Source organism: Parabacteroides sp. AF14-59 (assembly GCF_003479515.1).
GTDB classification, from domain to species: Bacteria; Bacteroidota; Bacteroidia; order Bacteroidales; family Tannerellaceae; genus Parabacteroides; species Parabacteroides faecis.
Genome location: NZ_QUHH01000032.1, coordinates 48,284 through 71,017, shown reverse-complemented (window position 1 = coordinate 71,017; position 22,734 = coordinate 48,284). Strand labels below are relative to the sequence as shown.

At 40.1% G+C, this 22,734-nt stretch carries 13 protein-coding genes; 10 read left to right on the top strand and 3 right to left on the bottom strand.

Going from position 1 to position 22,734, the window contains the following annotated elements; all coding sequences use genetic code 11:
• Positions 1–423 precede the first annotated feature (423 nt).
• The gene (locus tag DWW23_RS23820) at positions 424–1,368 is read right to left on the bottom strand and encodes a FecR family protein (protein WP_122356912.1); all 945 of its coding nucleotides are present in this window, start codon (positions 1,366–1,368) and stop codon (positions 424–426) included.
• Positions 1,369–1,789: 421 nt separating this feature from the next.
• Here DWW23_RS23820 and DWW23_RS23815 point away from each other — a divergent pair, with 421 nt between their 5' ends.
• From DWW23_RS23815 to DWW23_RS23770, 10 genes are all read left to right on the top strand, one after another.
• Positions 1,790–2,458: a FecR family protein gene (locus DWW23_RS23815; RefSeq protein ID WP_122356921.1), complete on the top strand. Its 669-nt coding sequence runs from the start codon at positions 1,790–1,792 to the stop codon at positions 2,456–2,458.
• Positions 2,459–2,672: 214 nt separating this feature from the next.
• Entirely contained in the window at positions 2,673–6,056 is a 3,384-nt protein-coding gene (locus tag DWW23_RS23810; protein ID WP_122356910.1) for a TonB-dependent receptor, read from the top strand.
• Positions 6,057–6,093: 37 nt separating this feature from the next.
• Entirely contained in the window at positions 6,094–7,722 is a 1,629-nt protein-coding gene (locus DWW23_RS23805; protein ID WP_122356908.1) for a RagB/SusD family nutrient uptake outer membrane protein, read from the top strand.
• 83 nt (positions 7,723–7,805) lie between these two features.
• The gene (locus DWW23_RS23800) at positions 7,806–9,170 is read left to right on the top strand and encodes an alpha-L-fucosidase (protein ID WP_122356906.1); all 1,365 of its coding nucleotides are present in this window, start codon (positions 7,806–7,808) and stop codon (positions 9,168–9,170) included.
• A 222-nt stretch (positions 9,171–9,392) separates the two neighbouring features.
• Positions 9,393–9,977: an RNA polymerase sigma factor gene (locus DWW23_RS23795; RefSeq protein ID WP_122356904.1), complete on the top strand. Its 585-nt coding sequence runs from the start codon at positions 9,393–9,395 to the stop codon at positions 9,975–9,977.
• A gap of 81 nt (positions 9,978–10,058) precedes the next feature.
• Positions 10,059–11,267 carry a FecR family protein gene (locus tag DWW23_RS23790; RefSeq protein ID WP_122356902.1) on the top strand — a complete coding sequence of 403 codons (1,209 nt, stop codon included), beginning with the start codon at positions 10,059–10,061 and terminating at the stop codon, positions 11,265–11,267.
• 97 nt (positions 11,268–11,364) lie between these two features.
• Positions 11,365–14,772: a TonB-dependent receptor gene (locus DWW23_RS23785; protein WP_122356900.1), complete on the top strand. Its 3,408-nt coding sequence runs from the start codon at positions 11,365–11,367 to the stop codon at positions 14,770–14,772.
• 14 nt (positions 14,773–14,786) lie between these two features.
• Complete coding sequence (locus DWW23_RS23780; RefSeq protein WP_122356898.1) at positions 14,787–16,271, top strand: RagB/SusD family nutrient uptake outer membrane protein; 1,485 nt, start codon at positions 14,787–14,789, stop codon at positions 16,269–16,271.
• A 214-nt stretch (positions 16,272–16,485) separates the two neighbouring features.
• On the top strand, positions 16,486–18,735 hold the full coding sequence (locus DWW23_RS23775; protein ID WP_122356896.1) for a GH92 family glycosyl hydrolase: 2,250 nt from the start codon (positions 16,486–16,488) through the stop codon (positions 18,733–18,735).
• Positions 18,736–18,891: 156 nt separating this feature from the next.
• Positions 18,892–19,452: an RNA polymerase sigma-70 factor gene (locus DWW23_RS23770; protein ID WP_122356894.1), complete on the top strand. Its 561-nt coding sequence runs from the start codon at positions 18,892–18,894 to the stop codon at positions 19,450–19,452.
• Positions 19,453–19,468: 16 nt separating this feature from the next.
• Here the strand turns inward: DWW23_RS23770 and DWW23_RS23765 are convergent, their stop codons facing one another.
• A complete protein-coding gene (locus tag DWW23_RS23765; protein ID WP_122356892.1) occupies positions 19,469–21,148 on the bottom strand; it encodes an alkaline phosphatase family protein in 1,680 nt (559 codons plus the stop codon).
• An 11-nt stretch (positions 21,149–21,159) separates the two neighbouring features.
• Positions 21,160–22,734, bottom strand: a complete 1,575-nt coding sequence (locus DWW23_RS23760) for a SusD/RagB family nutrient-binding outer membrane lipoprotein (protein WP_158583240.1) — start codon at positions 22,732–22,734, stop codon at positions 21,160–21,162.

The following is a 22,734-nucleotide window of genomic DNA, read 5'->3' as shown; positions in this document are numbered from 1 at the left end:
GTTTACACATTTTCTTTTTGTGATTGTGTAAACTTTTTTCAGTACAAGTCATAGTCTGTCTGATTCTCTATTTCGCTAAGAACCTCGTCCAGTTGCGCATTACGTTTACTAATACTTACCCGGGCATTCTGAGAATGTGTATTTTCCGCGAAAGAGCAAAAAACACAAACTAATAACAGGAATGTGGTGATTCGCATAATTCTAAAGATTTGTTTAAGTTGCGGGGATTTAGGATAATACCTACCCGACAAAGAGTTTTTTTTCATACCTTTGTTGATGATTTGAAGTTAATACAGTTTTTAATTGAATTGTGTTGATTGAATGCCGGTAATTGCCCCCCAGCGTTTGCCGGCATTTTTTGTTTTCATGTATATTCCATAAGCTCCTTTTTTAAGGTTAATAAATTATGATATTATATTCTTCTCACTCTATGTAGATTATCTGATTTTCATCATCCCGTTGATAACTAAACTTTATATCCTTCTGCAAGACTCTCAACGCATAATCTATGCCATCCGTCTGGCGAAATTTACCGGTGTAAACGTATTTAAGAACTTCTTTATTCCGTACCTGAATCGTTAATCCGTAATATTTTTCAAAATCTTTCATAATGGATGTAAACGATTCATTTTTAAAACAAATCAGCCCTTCTTTCCATCTGTAAGGATTGAAATCGTCTACCACGGAAACATGCAATTCGCCGTCCTGCAAATAGACCTTATTGTTTGGTTTCAACGTCAATTTCTGCGCCGGATCACTGGTGGAAGCTACTCTTACGCTACCTGACATCAATGTTGTTTCAAATTCACCCGTTTCGGAATAGGCATTCACATCAAATTTGGTTCCCAATACTTCTACATTGTATTTATTCGTTTGCACGATGAAAGGTTTGGTTTTATCTTTCGCCACTTCGAAATAAGCCTCACCATCCAATATCACCTGACGGTTCTTTTTGCTGAACTTTACCGGATAGGTAAGTGAAGTTCTGGCGTTTAGCCAAACATTCGTACCATCGGTCAAAGTCATATTGATCCGCTGTCCTGCCGGAACACTGATTGTATTCGTTGCCATCAATTCTTTTTCAAACGAATACTGATGGTAAAGATAGCTTCCACCCAAAGTAATTGCTATTACGGCTGCGATTTTGATCAACTCAGTCCTAAGAGAACTAAGGTTTATTGAATATCTTTTCTTCCCGGCTTTTATAACTTTCTCGTTTCCTAAAAGCAACATCGCATCAAAGAGTTTTCGCTCTTTCAAAAAGCTCTGACGGTTCTCAGTGGATTCTTCCATCCACTGTTTTACAGCCACTTCCTCTTCAAAAGATGCGTTGCCTTCAAAAAATTTATATAATGTTTCTTTGTTCATTTCTGTTGTTTAGGATTACCCTTCTATATTAATAGCAGTTCACAACTAAATATCCCTAGTAAAATAATGAAAAAAATAATATAAAATCAATTTTCCTTTTTAAACGTTCTATTCTTCTTTAGCAGAGTGACATAAAAAAAGCCCTTTTTACAAAATTCTGATACGTTAAAAAATATTACCCGCGATACTAATTCCATTTACACGGGGTAGAAATCCAATTTTCCCGGTACAGTAATAGCAAAAAGATATTTTACATTTTATGTCTTTTTTTATTCTCTCGGGAGCTTTTTCAGTTTCTTCCGAATGAAAATTAAATTTCTTTCGGAAGAAACTGAATGACCTTAGTTCTCTTAGAACTGAGTTGATCAAAATCGCAGCCATCATTGCCCTTACGCTTGGCGGGAGTTTTATCTACCAGGAAATGCAAAGGGAAGAAACCCCTATAGCATTACAAACGATCACGGTCCCGGCAGGACAGCGGATCAATATCACTTTGGCGGACGGAACGAATGTTTGGCTGAATGCACGTACCACAATCCAATATCCCATTACCTTCAATTCAAAAGAACGCTTGGTCAAACTGGATGGAGAAGCCTACTTCGATGTAGCGAAAGACAAAACCAAACCTTTCATCGTGCAAACGAATAAATACAATGTAGAAGTACTGGGAACCCAATTCGATGTCGATTCTTATTCGGGTACTGAAATATTTGAAACAACGTTGATGGAAGGTAGTGTCAGGATCTCATCCCTGACGGATGATACAGAAAGCCTGACACTCACCCCTCATAATAAAGCCTATCTGCATAATGGGAAATTACGGGTAAAGCCTGTCGACGATTATTCTTCTTACCGCTGGAGGGAGGGGCTGATCTGTTTCAAGAAAGAAACATTCGCTTCGATCATGAAAGATTTTGAAAAATACTATGGGATAAACATCTATATCACAAACAAACAGGTACAGAAATACCTGTATACCGGCAAATTCAGGCAAACAGACGGTGTCGATTATGCCCTGAGAGTGTTGCAGAAGGATATAAAGTTTACCTACGAACGCGATGACGACAATCACATGATTTATATCAAATAATTTAAACACTATGTTTCACCAAAAATTAAATGCTTATGGGATAAAAACTTGTTAACCGTAATGCCGGTGAAAGCTGGGGGGCAATAGCCGGCAGACATCAATTGACACAAACGAATTATTAATTTATTAATTTCAAATCAAAGAAAGTATGAAAAGAAACACTTTGTCGAGGTGCAAATATCGGGCACCGCGACCCTTAAAAATTTTCAGAATTATGAGAATCACGACGTTCCTGCTTTTGGTCTGCATACTCAACAGTTATGCGGATAATATCTTTTCACAAAATGCAAGGGTCAGTATCAACCAAAAAAATGTTCAACTGGAAAAGGTCCTGAACGAGATAGAACATCAGACAGATTATCTGTTCATCTATAACAATCAGGTAAATGTAAACAAAAAGGTGTCTTTAAAAGCTAAAAATCAACCAGTTGCAAAAGTTCTGAAAGAGTTGTTAGCTGATTCGGGTATTACATATTCTGTAGAAGGGAACCATATCGTACTCGGTAAACAGAATATGGCCGCTGCTCCGCAACAAAACAGTACTATCAAAGGTAAAGTTATCGATACGAATGGAGATGCCGTTATCGGTGCCAACATCGTTGAGAAAGGAACAACCAATGGTACTACGACTGATGTGGACGGACTCTTCTCGATCAATGCCCGATCAGGCTCCACACTGGTTATCACTTTTATCGGTTATGTCAAACAGGAGGTAAAGGCGAACCCTAGCAAGAGAATGGAAATCATCCTTCAGGAAGATGCAGAAACACTGGAAGAAGTAGTCGTTGTAGGATACGGTACAATGAAAAAAGCCGACTTGACAGGTTCTGTCGCAACGGTCGGTTCGGAAGTTATCGAAGACCGTCCGCTGACCAACCTGGGAGCCGGATTGCAGGGGACCATTGCCAACCTGAACATTACCTCTTCCAATGGTGCGCCGGGAACAGGCTCCAAATTTAACATCCGTGGTACAACCAACCTATCCGGTGGTGAACCTCTTATTCTGGTAGACGGTATCGAAATGGACCCGAACCTGCTTAATCCACAGGATGTAAAAGATGTTACTGTTTTGAAAGATGCTGCATCGGCTTCTATTTACGGAGCACGTGCTGCGTTCGGTGTAATCTTAATCACGACTAAAACAGGTTTCGTCTCACAAAAGCCGGTTGTTTCTTTAAGCGCCAACTATTCTATCAATGTTCCAACCGTTCATGCTAATTATATGAACTCGATGGAATATACCCAGTGGATGAATGATGCCAATACGACAAGTAACGGTAGCAATTATTTTGACGACATCACAATGGAGCATGTCAAAAAATATTATAACGATCCGAATAACAATCTTCCGGTGTTCCATCATCCGGACGACGCAGCCAGCAAATACCGTTATTGCGGAAATACAGACTGGTATGAGGCATTGAATAAGAAAAGCTATCCGATGCAACAGTACAACATCAGTGTACAGGGAGGTAGCGAAACAGCTAAATATATGACCTCAGCCGGTATGTTCCAGCAAGACGGTATCTCCAAATGGACGGATGAAGATTACAAACGTTTTAACGTACTCCAGCATGTAAATTATAAAGTAAACAACTGGTTGCAGGTGGGATTGAGAGCTACTTTATCAATGGTAAAAATGAACACCGGTCCTCAGAATAAATATGGAAATAACTCTTTGGGAGCTACGATTCCGGGCGACAGCCGCCCGTTAATGCCGGTTTATCATCCGGACGGACATTTTGCCGGTTACTGCGGTGACGGTTATTTCACTAACCAGGCAGCCTGGCTGTCTCAGGGTGGTAATGCCGAAATGAGAAATAATAATATGTATGCTACGGCATTTGCCAAATTAACCCCACTGGAAGGTTTGGAAATCAATGTGGATTATACATATAATTATTATAACTATTCTTTCAAAAACCATGTTCGCGAATATATCGATTATGATGCGGATGGAAATCAGGGCTCGATCTTCCCGCATACTTCTCCGAATCAGGTATCATATACAAAAAATGAATCACAATATGATGTATTCAATGCGTATGCTACTTATAAGAAAAAATTCAATAAAGTACATGCTTTCGAAGGAATGGTCGGTTTTAACCAGGAAAACCAAACCTATAAAGGAGTCGGTCTGAGCAGAAACAACCTAATCGCAAATGATATTCCATTCTTGAATCTGGCAACCGGCGATCGTACAACAACCGACTACATGAACCAGTGGGCTATCCGTGGTGCATTTTTCCGCTTGTTCTATGCATACGACGACAAGTATCTGGTACAAGTAAACGGACGTTACGACGGTTCTTCACGCTTCCCGAAAGACGATCGTTTCGCATTTTTCCCGACATTCTCATTAGGTTGGAGACTTTCACAGGAGAAATTCTGGAAACCGATCTCTCATATCGTGAATGATTTCAAGATCAGAGGTTCTTACGGTGCTTTAGGAAACCAGGTATTAAGCCAGGGCGGTTATGCTTCTTATTATCCCTATATTTCTACCTATTCTACAGGTGAAGTAGGTTATTTGTTCAACGGAGAGAAACAAATGGGCGTATATGCTCCGGGGTTAGTTAGCGACCAGTTGACATGGGAAACTGTGAAACAGTGGGACTTAGGTTTTAATTTCTCTATGTTTGATAGTAAGTTGACCGGTGAATTCGACTACTATGTTCGTACAACAGAAGATATGCTGACCAAATCGAAAACATTGCCATCTATCCTCGGTACCAGTGAACCGCAAATGAACGCAGCCGATTTAAGAACGAGTGGCTGGGAAGTGGCTTTGACATGGAAATCGTCCTTACAAAACGGTCTGGCCTATAGTGCAACACTATCTTTATCCGACTACCAGGCCGAAATCACCAAATATGATAATCCGACAAAAAACTTATCTGACAATTATTATGAAGGTAAGAAACTGGGAGAAATCTGGGGATTTGTCACAGATGGTTTATTTCAGTCTGACGAAGAAGCATCTTCATGGAACCAGTCAAAAATAGTAGGTTACACGCAATATGCGGGTGATATTAAATTTGCTGACCTGAATGGCGATGGAGAGGTTACAAGAGGTGAAAACACAGCCAACAACTCAGGTGACCTGAAGATCATTGGTAATGAAACACCGCGTTATAACTTCGGTATCCGTGGTACAGCCGAATATAAGGGCTTCGATTTCACGTTATTCTTCCAGGGAACTATGAAACGTGATATTATGCCGTCGAAGACATTCTATCTGTCTCATTATACATCTGAATGGTCTGTTCCCCAAAAGATGAATTATGACTATTGGAGAGAAGACAACCGCGATGCATTCTTTCCACGTGCCCGCTTGAATGGTTCTGCCGTAAATGAAAACCAGACACGCTTCATGCTGAATGGTGCTTATATCCGTTGTAAACAGTTAGCGCTGGGTTATACTATTCCTAAATACATCACGGAAAAGGCTAAAATCTCCAAATTGAGAGTTTATTTCAATGCAGACAACTTGTTTGAATTCTCAGGAATGCCCGACACTTTCGATCCTGAATTGGCAACAGTAAATGCTTATCCATTTATCAGGTCATTCTCTTTTGGTGCAAACCTGACATTCTAAAATGGAACATTGTAGAATAATTAAATCAAAAAACAGAATGAAAAAAGTATATTATATAGCAAGCTTGTCTTTATTACTTGGATTTTCCGGATGTAATAATGACTTTATGGACTTGTACCCGGAAGATAAGATCAACGACGAGACCTATTGGAAGACAGAAAATGACTTGAAAAACTTTGCAAATCAGTTCTACACCACGCTGGATAATACCGGTGCTTATGGCAACGACAATGCTTCCGATAACCAGGCACATCAGACAAAAGATGCTTTTATCTGGAGTGATTATACGATCCCAACTGCCGGAGGGGGCTGGGCTAAAGGCGATTGGGCAAATATCCGGAGTTGTAATTATTTCCTGTCTCGTTATCATACAGTGGAAGGGAATGCAGAAAAGATCAATCAGTATGTCGGTGAAATTTACTTCTTTAAAGCCAAATTTTATTACGAAAAGGTTCTTCGATTCGGTGATGTACCTTGGTTAACAACTGATCTTACGACTTCTTCGGAAGAACTGTATAACCCACGAAATGACCGCGGAGCTGTTATCGATTCAATCTGTGCTTGCTTAGATAAAGCAGCAGCTTGGCTACCGGAAACAATGATCGACACACGGCTCAGCAAATACGCAGCCTTATTACTCAAATCCAGAGTTTGTCTATTTGAAGGTACATGGAGAAAGTACAGAAATCTTGATAATGCAGATAAGTATCTTCGCTCCAGCATAGAAGCTGCAGAAAAGATTATGAATAGCGGTAAATACGACATCTATTCAACAGGGAATATCGAAGACGACTACCATGCTCTATTTAATCAGCAGGATTATACGAATAATAAAGAAGCAATCTTTTTTGCAGCTTATGTGACAGACAAGCGTATGAACAATCGTCCCCGTACTGTACGTGAGGCAGGTACAGGTATGACTAAAGATTTCGTCGAATCATTCTTATGTGATGATGGCAAACCTATTGCATTAAGCGATCGTTACAAAGGAGATGCCAAATTCACTGATGAATTCGAAAATCGTGACCCACGTCTGAAACAATGTGTTTACACTCCTGAACGCCCTATCGCCATATTGGCTGACGGTTCGGAGGAATACGAAAATTCTCCGGTCTTCAACAGTCTGTCATTTACCGGTTACCGTTTGTATAAGATGTACTCTCCGTTAGCAGAAGATAACGAATATATCAAATGTACACTGGACGACCTGATCTATCGGTATGGTGAAGTTCTTCTGAACTATGCAGAAGCAAAAGCCGAACTGGAAGAATGCGACCAGACTGTTTTGGACAAAACGATCAATAAACTGCGTGACCGTGTAGGTATGAAGCATCTGACGGTAAATGTAGGATTCACTGATCCGAACTGGCCAAAATGGGAAGTAGCCATCTCTCCGCTGCTGAATGAAATACGTCGCGAACGTCGTGTGGAATTAGCATGTGAAGGTCTTCGTTGGAATGACTTATGCAGATGGAAAGCCGGTAAGTTACTGGAAAACCTGAAGACCTATTTAGGTCCACGTGATCCGGCAACAGGCGAATACCGCGTTCTTTATCCAGGTATGACACGCACATGGTACGATCGTTTGTATCTGTATCCGATACCAACTGACGAGTTTACTTACAACCCGAACTTATTACCTCAAAATCCGGGTTGGGCAAATTAAAATGACCTCATTTGTAGGAGCGGGAAAAATTTCGCTCCTACATCTTTTTTTATTATACTTGCATCGTAAAATATAAGTTCATCATGAAAAAGACATTTGCAGGATTACTGGCAGCCTTGTCGGTACTTATATCCTGCTCTTCAAACGAAACAACAACTGTCGTTACCCCTAATGCCCGCCAGCTAGCCTGGGCAGATGCAGAAATGGGTGTATTGATCCATTTTGACATGCCGGTCTACCAACCAGACTATAATTTCAGGAATTGGGGCACACATCCGGATGCTTCCGTCTTTAATCCTACTGAATTAAATACCGACCAATGGCTGGAAACAGCTCATAAACTGGGAGCCCAATATGCTGTCCTCGTAGCGAAGCACTGTAGCGGATTCAGCCTGTGGCCTACAGAAGCGCATGACTACAGCATCAAACAATCTCCCTGGAAAAACGGTGAAGGAGATATCGTTGCCGATTTCATCGCTTCCTGTAAAAAATATAATATCAAACCGGGCATTTATGCCAGTACAACGGCAAACGGTTACCTGTATGTAGATAATCCGGGAGTTGTTCAGGAAGGAGGTCCGGTCAGTCAGGAAGAATACAATAAAATTGTAACGCAGCAATTGACCGAATTATGGAGTAACTACGGTGAACTGTTCGAAATATGGTTCGATGGCGGTGTACTGTCCAAAGAACAAGGAGGTGCGGATGTATTATCGCTTGTACAGAAACTGCAACCGAATGCAATTGCTTTTCAAGGTCCGTACGGACATCCTAACTTGGTCAGATGGGTTGGGAATGAAGAAGGTGTCGCACCTTATCCCTGCTGGTCAACAGCCGACTCGACCACCAATGCCGACGGAACACGTGTGATAAATGGTTTGAACGGCGATCCTTTTGCCCCGTTCTGGTGCCCGGGAGAATCTGATTTTACCTTGCGCTGGAACCGCTCTTTCCAGGGCGGATGGTTCTGGAAAGCCGGACAGGATAGCATGATGTTCAATATTCCTGAACTGCTTACCAAATACGAAACCAGTGTAGGAAGGAATACCAATATGTTGTTAGGCCTTGTTGTCAACGATAAAGGACTTATACCCGACGCCGATGTCCGCCAGATAGAAACGTTAGGTAAAGAAATAGTTCGCCAATACGGAACTCCGCTTCAGCAAACATCCGGTACCGGCTCGGAGTATATCCTGTCGTTTGACAAACCGACCAGCATAAACCGTGTCATCCTGCAGGAAGACATCGCCAAAGGGGAACGGGTCTTAAAATATTCCCTGAAAGGAAAAAAGAATAATGAATGGATCGACCTCGCTTCGGGATCATGCATCGGACATAAGCATATAGACCGTTTCGAACCTCAAACGCTCGATGCGATCAAATTAGTTGTAGACGAATCAAAGGCTGATCCCCAAATCATGAACTTTTCGGTTTTTGAAACCATCTGAATGACCTATCCGAAAAACGTAAGACATTTAGATGATACCTGGAAAGGTCTTTTCCTAAAAAGGTAGGTGTAAACCGATTTACATCTACCTCTAAATTTATTTATATCATTCCCTCTCAGACATAAGTATTGAATGCTTTTTATAAAAGAACTACAGCAATCCATAGCATCAGCGCTTTGATTTTACTTTATTTGTTTTATATTTGCGAATCAAATCACCTATATGCAGGAAGATGAAAGTAAAATAAAATGGGGTCAGTTTATCGCTGGTGATAAAGATGCTTACGGCTGGATATATAAAGTACATATACAAACACTTTTCCAGTATGGTAAACGTTTCACATCGGATACAGAACTAATAAAGGACTGTATCCAAGAAGTCTTTACCAAATTGTACAACAATAGAAAACGACTTATTATTCCTGATAATATCAAATTATACTTGCTTATTGCATTAAAGAATTGTCTGATCAATGCACTCTATCAAGAGTCTCACTATGAACGTTATAATAGTGAAACTATCTCTTTTTCATTAGAGTTAACCGTTGAAGAGCAATACGTAAACAATGAACTCTATCAAAATCAAATAAAAAGGATACAAGAAATTCTAACTTTATTAACCCCACGCCAGAAGGAAATCATCTATTACCGATATATTCAGGAACTCAGTTTTGATGAAATCTGCGTTATTATGGACATGAACTATCAATCTGCCCAAAATCTTATCCAGCGTTCTCTGAAAAAGATCAGGGATACGTATGGTTCTGTTGAAATATTTATTCTTCTTTTATCTATTTCAGTCCAATAAAAACAATTCATAAAAAAAACTCTTTTATAGTGAGTATAAAAAAAGAGGAAGCTTGTCCTCTTCATAAAATATACTCATTAAATGGATAAAAATTATACCAAATATACAGCAGATCAACTACTGAATGATGATTTTTTTCTAAAGTCCGAATCATCTCCGACTGCAGAAAGCCTGTTGTTTTGGCAAAAACAGATGGCAGAGAATAAATCATTGGCAGCAGAGATAGAGGTTGCTCGTCTTTTTTTGAACGCTATCCGAACCAATGTCAATAAAACGGCATTACCAAACAGCGAGAGCGAAGCTTTATGGCAGTGCATTGAACAAAAAAACAATTCGACTGATCGAAAAAGCAGACAAAGATATCTGCTTCTATCAGTTATAGGAATCGCTGCGTCCATCTGTATTTTACTGTCATTGGGAAAATACATAACGCTACAATCGGACAAACAGGAAACAAACTATCTATCAATAATAGAAGCTATCCCACAATCAGACAGTACCTCTTCAAAAGTACAACTCATCTTATCAAACAATGAAAAAATGACTATTGACGGAGAAGACAGCCAGCTTGAATATAAGCAGGAAGGATCAATCAATATAAACTCCCAAAAAATAGAACAGATAAAAAAAGAAAAGCAGAAAACAACATTCAACCAACTGATTGTACCGGTTGGCAAACGTTCTACAGTAACATTTTCTGATGGGACTAAAATATGGGTAAATTCTGATTCCAAAGTAATTTACCCTGTAGTCTTTTCTGAAAAGGAAAGAGAAATATTTGTAGAAGGTGAAATTTATCTGGAAGTCAGCAAAGATGAAAAAAAGCCATTCATTGTCAAAACCAGACAAATGAACATCAAAGTATTAGGAACTCAATTCAATGTAACGGCATATGATAATGAAAAGGATATGCAGGTCGTTCTTGTTAGTGGCAAAGTCGAAATAAAATCAGGAAATAAGCATAAAGAAATTCTGTCACCGAACGAAATGTTCCGTTACGATAAAGAAATAAATCAAGGAACGGTTAGTCGTGTGGATATAGACGATTATGTTGCGTGGAAAGATGGATATTATCAATTCAAGCAACAATCATTAGAAGTGATATTAAAAAAACTATCCCGCTATTACGGAGTATTACTCTACTGCGGAGAAGACATAAACGAAGTCAGTTGCAGTGGCAAACTGGATTTGAAAGAAGACCTGGAAGACGTGTTAAGTTCTTTGAAAAAAGCGATACCTATTGAAATTGAGAAAAAAAATGAGAGCATAGAAATTAAAGTCAAACATTAAAATCATTGTATTATGGATCCTTAAATCATATAAAATCAAAAAAACTACAATTCTAAAAAAGTTCATCACTATTTACTAACTTAAATCATTACAGAAAATGAAAAAAAGCATCAGATTTAGTCAATGTCTGTTTTTCTTGTTCATGGGGATAAAAATATGCTTTGCTTCCGAAATCTATTCGCAACGAACATTCCTCACTATTGAGTCGAATAACCAGACAATCAAAGAAGTACTCAGCAAAATCGAAAAAGAAAGTGAATACATTTTCTTTTATATGGATAAGTCCATCGATTTGAACCGTAAAGTATCTGTAAAAGCAAAAGAAGAAAATGTGGAAAAGATACTTGAACAAATTTTTACAGGGACCAATATTCGTTATTATGTATCTGACCGACAGATCATTCTGTCAAAAGAAAAATTAGCCTCATTTCCGAAAAGTCCGCAACAAGAAAGACGGACAATCAGCGGCATAGTACAAGATGCTATGGGACCTATTGTGGGTGCAAATATAATTGTAAAGGGCACGACCAACGGTAATATAACAGACATGGACGGGAAGTTTACAATCGAAAATGTGTCCGCCAACGCGATCATTGTCGTCTCATATATTGGATACACACCCCAGGAAATAGCTGTTGGAAATCAAAGTATAATCAATATAACCTTAAAAGAAGACTCCGAATCATTGGATGAAGTTGTTGTAGTCGGATATGGAGTCATGAAAAAAAAGGATCTGACCGGTGCTGTATCACAGGTAGGAAGCAACTCCTTAAAAGACTTAAAGGTATCGCATCCCACGGAAGCCATGGCGGGAAAACTGGCAGGAGTACAGGTTCAGCAGGTTGGCGGTCAACCAGGACAAGCAGCCACTATCCGTGTACGTGGTTCCGGTTCTATTACAGCATCGAGTGCCCCGTTATATGTAGTAGACGGATATCCGTTAGGTGAACAAAACCTGAACGCTATCAATCCTAATGATATTGAATCGATCGAAGTTTTAAAAGATGCATCTGCGGCAGCCATCTATGGTTCACGTGCAGCTAACGGTGTTGTATTGGTAACCACCAAATCAGGAAAAACAGGTAAAGTCAGCGTCAATTTGGACATCTATGTCGGCTTCCAGAATGTAACCAAAAAATTGGATTTAATGAATGCCCAGGAGTTTGTCGAGTTTAGCAGGGAAGCCTTTAATAATCACTATTTAGACAAAGTACCCGGGGCATCGATCAATGATCCGGTAAGTTCAAGACCTTCCGGAAACCGCTATCGTTATCCTGCATTTTATGACGATGCGGCCTATGTAGCATCTTTAGGAGAAGGGACAAACTGGCAGGATGAAATATTCCGGACTTCCCCTGTGCAAAACTACCAACTGACCGTAACGGGTGGTGATGAACGGACAAAATATATGTTTTCTGCCGGCTATTTTAATCAACAGGGAGTTGTAGTCAACAGTGATTACGAGCGTTTCTCTGCCAGAGCTAAGATCGATAGCGAATTAAACCCCTGGTTAAAAATGGGAGTAAACCTGGCCCCTACTTACATGAATGCAAACAGAACAACTCAAGGACATTGGGCCAGTGACGGCGTAATCAATTCTGCTTTAGCCACAGCTCCGGTCACTCCCGTTTACAATGAGGATGGAACATGGGCATCACAGTCAATGTATGCTGTAGCCAGCGATGGTTTAACAGGTGTGCCAAATGCTTTAGCCTGTACATATATCCATAATTATGATACAGACTTACGTTTGTTCAGTAATGGTTATATCGAATTATCTCCATTAAAAAATCTGAAAATTAAATCAACGATCGGAGCAGATATCAGAGAATACAGAAATGAATATTTCCGTCCATCCACAATTCCGAACAATGGGAATGTAGCCCCTCTACCTTCTACAGAAAGAAAAGCGACAGAAAAGTCTGCAGAAACAGTTAACTGGCTGAATGAAAACACTGTCACTTATTTTAATTCATGGAATAAACATGAAATAGACGCTGTCGCCGGTTTCACTGCCCAAAAGAATATTTATCGTTATACGGAAGCCAGTGGCTCCGATTTTCCCAATGACAAAATCCAGACTCTAAATAATGCTACCGTAAAAAGTAGTAAATCCGAACGGAAATCATGGACTTTATTATCTTATCTGGCCCGTGTGAATTACCGTTACAATAATAAATATTACCTCACCGCATCTATTCGTGCTGACGGTTCCTCCCGCTTTGGAAAAAATAACCGGTACGGCTATTTTCCCTCAGGATCTATTGCCTGGCGTTTATCACAGGAAGATTTCCTGAAAGATATCAAATGGTTATCAGACATGAAAGTACGTGCCAGCTATGGTATCACAGGTAATAATAATATTGGGGACTATGCAGCCATCGGTATTATGGAAAATGCCAACTACGTATTAGGTACAGGTACAGGTAATATCATTAACGGGGCCGCACAAAAAAGCTTCTCCAATGCGGACCTGACTTGGGAAAAAACACGTCAAACAGACTTGGGAATTGAGATATCTGTCCTGGACAGCCGCCTGTCCTTATCATTAGATTTATATTATCGCAAGACTACAGATTTATTAATGAATGTAGATATACCGACAATTACCGGTTTCAGTAACGCGATGCAGAATATAGGTAAGATGCGCAATAAAGGACTTGAAATTACAGTTACCGGCATACCATTCAAAAAGAAAGATTTCTCATGGGAAGCAACAGGCAATATTTCAGTTAACCGCAACAAAGTCCTGGCATTAGGTCCTACAGGCGATCCTATTTTCAGTGATGGAGGTGCAGGTACTACTCATATTACAATGATTGGCGAACCTATCGGTTCTTTCTATGGATACAAAATGAAAGGTATTTTCAAGACAGAAGAAGAACTGAAAAACTACCCACATTTTGCCGATACGCAAGTCGGAGATGTTATGTTTGAAGATGTAAACGGTGATAAAGTAATAGACGCGGATGATCGTACGATCATTGGCAACAATATGCCGGATTTTACCTGGGGGATGACCCATACTTTCACTTTTAAGCATTTCGATGCCAGTTTTTCATTACAAGGTGTTGTTGGAAATGATGTCCTTCACTTAGGCAGACGTTTCTATACGCAAGGTGAAGGTAATCAGAATCAATTGCGGGAAATGCTCGGCCGCTGGCAGTCAGAAGAGAATCCGGGAACAGGATGGATTCCCAGGGCAAACTCACAACCAACAGGACAAAACAACGCCATATCTTCACGTTGGGTGGAAAGTGGATCTTTCTTGCGTGTCAATAATCTGACAGTCGGCTATACGTTGCCTGATACTTTTTCTAAAAAATGTGGTATGCAACGAGCACGTATCTATGTATCGACACAAAATCTCCTGACTATAAGTAGCTACAGTGGTTACAATCCGGAAACTAGCTTCAAAGAAGACAATGTAACAGCAGCCGGTACAGACTATGGGATGTACCCACTCTATCGTACTTGTACATTTGGCATTAACGTAACTTTTTAAACTGCAGATGAATTATGAAACTAAAATATAATATTATTACAATCGCACTGTTCGGTGTCAGTCTTTCTTCCTGCAACGATTTTCTCAATCAGAACCCTCAAACGGATTTGAGTGAAAATGATTTTTATAAAACTGTTGCAGATTTTACTTCAGCAGTAAACGGAGCCTATTCAGCATTACAGGAATCCAATATATATGGTAACTGGTATGTATTTGCAGAAATACCATCTGATAATACACGTAATCAATTATCCGGCTCGGTAACCAGTCAGGATGAATTCGATAAATTCTACATAGACACACAAAACAGTTATATCAAAGACTTCTGGACCGCCGCCTATCTGACTATAAACAGGACCAATACAGTCTTAGGACGTATTGATGGTATAGATATCGACGCAGAGTTGGCTACCCGTTACAAATTGGAATGTAAATTCATTCGTGCCCTGATGTATTTCAACCTGGTGCGGGTTTATGGTGATGTTCCGTTGGTATTGAAGGAAATAACAATCTCTGAAGCATATGATATCCTACGGGAACCCAAAGAGAATATATATAACCTGATCATATCCGACCTGAAAGAGGCAGCAGCCGGACTACCGGACAGTTACCCGACAACAGAAGACGGACGTGCAACGAAAGGAGCAGCTAAAGCGTTATTAGGAGAGATCTATATGACCCTACATAAATATGCCGAAGCCGAATCTATTTTGGGTGAAATTATAAATAGCAACCGCTATTCTCTGTTAGAAAACACACCGGGAACTCTCAATATAGAAGGGTATAAAGAGGTGTTCAGTCCCGTCAACCATAATAGTAAAGAGGGTATTTTTGAAATCCAGTTCCTTAAAGGAGGTTATGGTGAAGGTTCTAACTTTGCCAACAATTTTGCGCCTGAAAATTCAGGGACCAATGTTGTTACTGTCGGTGGTACCGGTGGAAACAATATCCCGGAAATGGATATCTACAATGCCTATGAAGAAGGTGATCTCCGACGGGATTTTTCCATGTCTCTGGGATATTACGACAATCGAAAAAACGGAGAATGGGTAGAATCACGCTATGTTTGCAAATTCATGGATGTTCCGTATCAAAGCAATGATGCCAGCAACAACTATCCTGTTATCCGTTATGCGGATGTAATCCTTATGTATGCCGAAGCTCTAAACCAGAACGGGAAAACCGCAGAAGCCTGCAAGTACCTGAATATGACACGCCGACGCGGCTTCGGTTATCAGACAACAGAAACAACACCTGTCGATCTCCATACCACGGATAAAGCAACATTTGCCCTAATGGTAGAACAGGAACGTAGGGTTGAGCTGGCATTCGAAAATCATCGATGGTTTGATCTGATTCGTACCGGCCGGGCAGTAGAAGTGTTGAAGAGTAAAGGTTTCTCTTTAAATGAAACAAATCTGATTTGTCCGATTCCTCAGAAGCAGATAGATGTGAATCCAGGTCTGACACAAAACCAATATGTCATCGAACCTAAATAAAAATGCTTAAAAGCGGATGTTTCAACAGTTCTCCTACCGTCTGGTTTACCGATTCTTTCGTATGCCTCTCCTTTGGGAAAACATCAGTCCGTCACTGATGTATGATCCCCCAGAAACGACATCGTACAGGGGTAACTGTTGAAACATCCTAACTTATCTAATGTGTAACCATTTATAATTAACTTTGCAATATCACTCAATAAAGTAATACCATATGAAAGCCTGGAATATATTATTAAGTTCGTTGTGCCTGTTATCTTGCAATCAACAGGAAAAGAGTTTTGAAAAATATGTGAATCCCTTGATAGGTACGGACATCCGTATTGTGCAAGGAAAGGATAAAAGCTCAACGGAAGAACGCGGACAGATCATGCCCGCAGTCGGCGTACCTCATGGTATGACTAATTGGGTAGCCCAAAGCCAGGCAACAGAACAGAAATGTCATCCTCCTTACTACTTTTTTCAGGATGCAATTCAAGGATTCCGCGCCAGTCACTGGATGAATGGTTCCTGTACTCAGGATTATGGCAGTGTAACGATCATGCCTTTGAGTAATAAACTGGAAGTAGACCCGCTAAAGCGAGCTTCGGCTTACGACCATACCGAAGAAATCTCCACCCCTTCCTATTACAGCGTATTATTGAAAGATTATGCCATCCTAGCAGAGATCACCGGCCTATCACGAGCCGGGATCATACGACTAGGTTTCCGGCAAGACGGCGATCATTATATTGTAATCGACCCAAACAGTGATGAAGGAGAAGCCATTATCCGAATTGATCCTGAGAAAAAAGAGATCACAGGATATAACCCCGTTCATCGTATCTATCAGGGATATGGAAAAAGTGCAGGTTTCAGCGGGCATTTTGTTATCCAGCTAAACGATGAATTTTCACACTTCGGTATTGATAGTACGAGTTTGAACCATCCGGTTGCATGGCTCAAACTATCATCCGATAAACCGGGTGATAAGCTGATAAAGATAGGAACATCTTTTACCAGCATAGAGAATGCCCGCAAAAATTTACAGGCAGAAATTCCTTCCTGGAATTTTGAAGCTGTACGCAACCAATCCTCTTCTATCTGGGATGAGACACTCGGACAAATTGCAGTAAAAGGGGGAAATGAAGAAGACAAAGTCAAATTCTATTCAGCCCTGTACAATGCTCATTTCCTTCCACGTACATTCAGTGATATAGACGGGTCATACCCCAAATTTGACGGAGGTGAAAAAACAATGAAGATGGAACAAGGCACATATTACTGTGATTTTTCCCAATGGGATACCTACCGTGCCGTTCACCCTCTTTTTACAATTCTCAATCCGTCACGTAATGGTGATATGGCTCACTCGCTTGTATTAAAAGGATTACAAGGAGGTTGGTTACCCATTTTTCCATCCTGGAACAGTTATACAGCAGCTATGATTGGTGATCACTGTATTGCTATGATCGGTGATGCAATAATAAAAGATATACCCGGATTTGATTATGAGGAAGCATATGCACTAATGCGCAAAAATGCATTTGAAATAAACCCGGATTCCACCAGTTACCGGGATGGAAAAGGACGTCGGGCTATGAAATCTTATTTAAAATATAACTATATTCCTTTAGAAGATCCTGTCATGGATGCATTTCATCGCCAAGAGCAGGTATCTCGTACATTGGAATATGCATACGATGATTTTGTCCTTGCACAAGTTGCTAAAAAGCTGAATAAAACAGACGATTACAATGTTTTGATCAAACGTGCCGGGAATTACCGGAATGTAATCGATCCCGAAACAGGATATGCCCGTGGAAGACATGAAGACGGCAGCTGGATAGAACCGTTTGACCCATATGCCTTCACTCCATCCATTTGCGAAGGAACTCCCTACCATTATACCTGGTATGTTCCTCAGGATGTTGCCGGACTGATAGAACAAATCGGAGGAAAAGAGAAGTTCATTTCACGTTTAGACACCTTTTTCGATGGTGATTATTATTGGCACGGCAACGAACCCGGTCATCATATAGCTTATTTGTATGCTTATGCCGGTGAACCCTGGAAAACGCAAAAATGGGTACATAATATTATCGACCGGGAATATTTTACTTCTCCGGACGGACTTTCCGGAAATGACGATGCCGGACAAATGTCCGCATGGCTGGTATTCAGCATGATTGGTTTTTATCCTGTCTGCCCGGGAATGCCCTATTATGTAATCGGTAGTCCGAGTTTTGAAGAAAGTGTTATCACACTTGAAAATGGTAAAAAATTCCATATTGATGCTAAAGGTGTTTCAAAAGATAATATCTACATCCAGTCGGCTAGCCTTAATGGCAAGCCATACGATAAAAATTATATTTTGCATACTGACATTATGAACGGAGGAAAACTATCCTTTGTAATGGGTAATACTCCTAATAAAAAATGGGCCTCTTCCCCAACTTCACTTCCACCATCGTTAGGCATGTAGAGCTACCGAAACGACACAGTAGTTCTACTCTCCCGGAAACAATAGTGCTACCTATAGCGATACACTAGTCCTATAATTTGTAGCACTATTGTGTTAAATAAATGATCGTATTGTATAAATATTATTATATTTACAACTTATTACGCTCAGGGAGAAATGGAGAATACAACAGACTTAAAAGCGTTCAATCAACTATTTACTGATTACCAAGGCAGATTTATCCGCTTTGCTAATACGTATGTAAGGGATATTGCTGTTGCTGAAGATTTTACCATTGAAGCCTTGATGTATTACTGGGAGAATCGCCATTCGCTGGAAGAAAATTCAAATATACCGGCCTATATCCTTACCACCATCAAAAATAAATGCCTAAACTATTTACAGCACTTGCAGGTAAGAGAAGATGTTAGCGAACAATTACTGAATCATGCCGAATGGGAGTTGAATACCCGCATATCCACCCTGGAGGCTTGCGATCCAGGCGAACTATTCACAGCCGAAGCACAGGAAATTGTCAATAAAACCCTGGCCGGTTTACCTGAACAGACCAGGGTCGTATTTATCATGAGCCGTTACGAAAACAAATCTCATAAAGATATTGCAGAAACATTAGGAATAACCACCAAAGGCGTCGAGTACCATATTTCCAAAGCCTTGAAAAAGCTACATACCAGCCTGAAAGATTATTATCCGGTCTTTCTGTTTCTATTTATGTAAAATTAAAAACACACAACTAATTTGCTTTCTTAAATAATTTATCTGCCGGTATAATCTGCTTAGGAATACCCGGACCTTTATAGAATGCATCGATCCAAAAACCGCCTCCGTTATTAAAGAACTCGACAGTCAGGATATGACGTCCCTCAGTTAACTCTATACTACCTTCTTTTTCTATTACACCATGCCCACCATCGTTATCTACAACTTTTTGACCATCAACATATAATTTACTACCATCATCCGATTGAAGATAAAAACTATATTTCCCAGTCTTATCAATCTGTAAATAAGTCGTATAAACCAAACCAAAAGTAGGACGTTCCCCTGGTATCAACAACTTCTGTATCTGTTCTGTATCTGCCTGTATTTCATCAGTGACCCATTGGCTCACGACTTTTTCATTCTTAAAGATCGGCAAAACACTCCAGTTTTTACCCCGGTAGAAAGAGACGTTAATCCCATTATCCGGATTCCTCTTCAATATACGGAAATAACCATCAGAGATCAGACTTTCATTACCACTGTCACTATACGATTTTGCTCTGACCACTGTCGTTTTGTCCAGATTAAAAGGAGTATCATATAAGATGGATTGTTTTGTTGGCATAGAACCGTCCAATGTATAATACACTTTATCACCGGCATTGTAAGGTTCGATAACAACTTCCACATCCTTATCGATAAATAAACCTCCGGCTTGCGAAAACAGATGTCGTCCCCCATTAATTAACGGTCCATAAGACAGTTTTTTTACTATAACCGGATCCGGCTTACTCTCAAAACCTTCGAAAGCAGTCTTCATCGGACGTCCGGTCCATGCATACGGAGCTTCTAAACCTAATGCAAATACAATTGTCGGTCCCACATCGTACATATATGTTTGTTCTTGTATTTCATATCCTTTCTTGATACCCTTTCCATACAAGATAAAAGGAACAGTCATTTCCTCCCAAGATTGTCCGCCATGTCCATAACCGATACCACCATGGTCAGCTACAACCATGACCACAGATTCATTTTCTATCCCAGCGTCTTTCACTGCCTGCAAGACCATCCCGACACATTTATCGGCATTATGGATGCTTTCCAGGTATTTATCTGTCATATGTCCGTATGCATGCCCATAATGATCCACATCATCCAACTGAGTAAATGTAAACGTAGGTTTCTCTGTTCGGATATACTCAGCTAACGCTTCGGCCGTTTTTATTTCTGTTTCATAAGACGTATCAACAGTTGCAACATTCTTCTCAAACAAACGCCCGAAACCACTCCAATGGTAAATCATTCCAATTTTAGCATCCGGCAGTTGTTTATGGACTACATTTACAACTGTCGGGAAAATACCATACTCGGTTATCCCCACTGGTTTTACTGAATAATTATCAGGCTCCCAATCGTTGGAAGTAACTCCATGAACCTCTACACCGGCACCAGCCAACATAGAAGCCCAGTTTGACGAGCTACTCGAGGGAATTACAGTCCGTACACTACGACAAACTGCTCCATTTTTTATCATATAGTCTATATTCGGAGTATTAGCTTTCTCCAAACCTTGTGAACTCATAGCATCGATACCCACCACAAAAAGATGTTTAATACCTGTTGGTTTTCTATCGGCTCCTTGCTGACAAGCAAACAGAAACAGGCATGCACACAATAATATAACTATTTTATTCAATCTATTTTCCATTTTATTTTTGTTTATTTATTCCACCACACCCTTGTTAATAAATTATCCGCTCCTTGACGACCGACAGCTATCTGATATTGATCAACATTATAAACCTGCTCATTCTGAGGATAAGGAATACGACGAGGCCATTCATTTATATTACTCGAAGAGGGTAATCCATTCGGAGGTATCACAGATATTTCTTTTGGGAAACCGGTCCGTCGCCATTCCGACCAGCCTTCAATACCACATAAATACAAAGCAATCCACTTCTGAACTCCAATCTTTTCCAACTTTTCAGCCTGTGTCCCGGTATAAGCCACTTTTTCCTGTTCATAATAAGCGGGATCAGGAATCACATCGGCAGCTTCGAATACCTCCGTCGGAGGATTTGTCATCGACTTCATCTCTATGAAATTTGCAGGAATTCGGCTTGCCCAATAATCAAAACTAGCAATAATACCATTTTTATAATAGGTACCGGCATCTCCCACTGAGATAATTCCTTTCTCGCGAGCTTCTGCCAAATTGAATTGTACTTCTGCATAAGTTAATAAAATTCCCTGAGCCACTGTTGGCGATGCATATTTTACATCGATTTTCTGTGGAACAAAAATATAGCCTTTGCGGGAATTGTAACTGTCCCCACCATTATAGGCAGACTCGTCCGCATCACGGATACAATTAGGTACAGCTGCATAAATGAATTCACCATTCTCCACACCTTTCACCGTCGGACTGAAATATACTTTCATACGCGGATCATTCATTGCCTTGAAGTGCATTTCCATAGTCGTCGACATAAACTCTGTCCCATCATATTTTTCCTGGGATGCCGTATAAAGAGGCGACCAACTGCTCTGCAGATCATCCGAATAAGAGAATAAGGCATTGTCATCATTATTCACCATCAGCGGATATTTATCCGGCTGGTGCAACATTTCCATGACTTTTGGCGATACGTCCGTCTTACCGGATATACGCATCAGCAAACGAAGCCTCAAACTATTTGCAAATTTGCGCCACTTCAAAATATCTCCTCCGTAAAGATTATCATACGAACCGATATCTTCGACACTATTCTGACTCAACAATTCATTCGCTTTTTCCAGTTGAACCTGCAAATCCGCATAAATATCTTCCTGCGTATCATAACGAGGGGTAAATACCTCATCCGTTTTTCCTTTTAAAGCTTCTGTGTAAGGAAAATCCCCAAAAGCATCCGTCATTTGCTGGAACATGAAAGATTTTATGATAAGTCCCATACCTTGAATATGAGGTTGGTTCTGTTCTTCTGCCAGATTAATCATATCCTGCACATCCCGTCCATCATAATAAAATTCCTTAGTCTGTGTATTATTAAATGCATCATTAAACATACTGACATACTGATCCACATAATAATCGCCCAAAACCGCAGCTGTTCCTCTTGATAAAGCCAGATAAGAAATATTCTTTATTACTCCCCCTAGCAATAACTTCGGTTGATCGATCTTATCCGGTCTATCCGGATTTGTATTGATCTCTTCAAAATTATGGGTACAACCAGTAAAAGTCAAAACGATCAAACCTGCTACCCATATTAATTTATTTATTTTCTTCAT

What these genes read in the sequence shown, in the direction of transcription:
- DWW23_RS23820 (WP_122356912.1), bottom strand. Translation starts at nt 1,368, where the DNA reads ATGAACAAAGAAACATTATATAAATTTTTTGAAGGCAACGCATCTTTT.
- DWW23_RS23815 (WP_122356921.1), top strand. Translation starts at nt 1,790, where the DNA reads ATGCAAAGGGAAGAAACCCCTATAGCATTACAAACGATCACGGTCCCG.
- DWW23_RS23810 (WP_122356910.1), top strand. Translation starts at nt 2,673, where the DNA reads ATGAGAATCACGACGTTCCTGCTTTTGGTCTGCATACTCAACAGTTAT.
- DWW23_RS23805 (WP_122356908.1), top strand. Translation starts at nt 6,094, where the DNA reads ATGAAAAAAGTATATTATATAGCAAGCTTGTCTTTATTACTTGGATTT.
- DWW23_RS23800 (WP_122356906.1), top strand. Translation starts at nt 7,806, where the DNA reads ATGAAAAAGACATTTGCAGGATTACTGGCAGCCTTGTCGGTACTTATA.
- DWW23_RS23795 (WP_122356904.1), top strand. Translation starts at nt 9,393, where the DNA reads ATGCAGGAAGATGAAAGTAAAATAAAATGGGGTCAGTTTATCGCTGGT.
- DWW23_RS23790 (WP_122356902.1), top strand. Translation starts at nt 10,059, where the DNA reads ATGGATAAAAATTATACCAAATATACAGCAGATCAACTACTGAATGAT.
- DWW23_RS23785 (WP_122356900.1), top strand. Translation starts at nt 11,365, where the DNA reads ATGAAAAAAAGCATCAGATTTAGTCAATGTCTGTTTTTCTTGTTCATG.
- DWW23_RS23780 (WP_122356898.1), top strand. Translation starts at nt 14,787, where the DNA reads ATGAAACTAAAATATAATATTATTACAATCGCACTGTTCGGTGTCAGT.
- DWW23_RS23775 (WP_122356896.1), top strand. Translation starts at nt 16,486, where the DNA reads ATGAAAGCCTGGAATATATTATTAAGTTCGTTGTGCCTGTTATCTTGC.
- DWW23_RS23770 (WP_122356894.1), top strand. Translation starts at nt 18,892, where the DNA reads ATGGAGAATACAACAGACTTAAAAGCGTTCAATCAACTATTTACTGAT.
- DWW23_RS23765 (WP_122356892.1), bottom strand. Translation starts at nt 21,148, where the DNA reads ATGGAAAATAGATTGAATAAAATAGTTATATTATTGTGTGCATGCCTG.
- DWW23_RS23760 (WP_158583240.1), bottom strand. Translation starts at nt 22,734, where the DNA reads ATGAAGAAAATAAATAAATTAATATGGGTAGCAGGTTTGATCGTTTTG.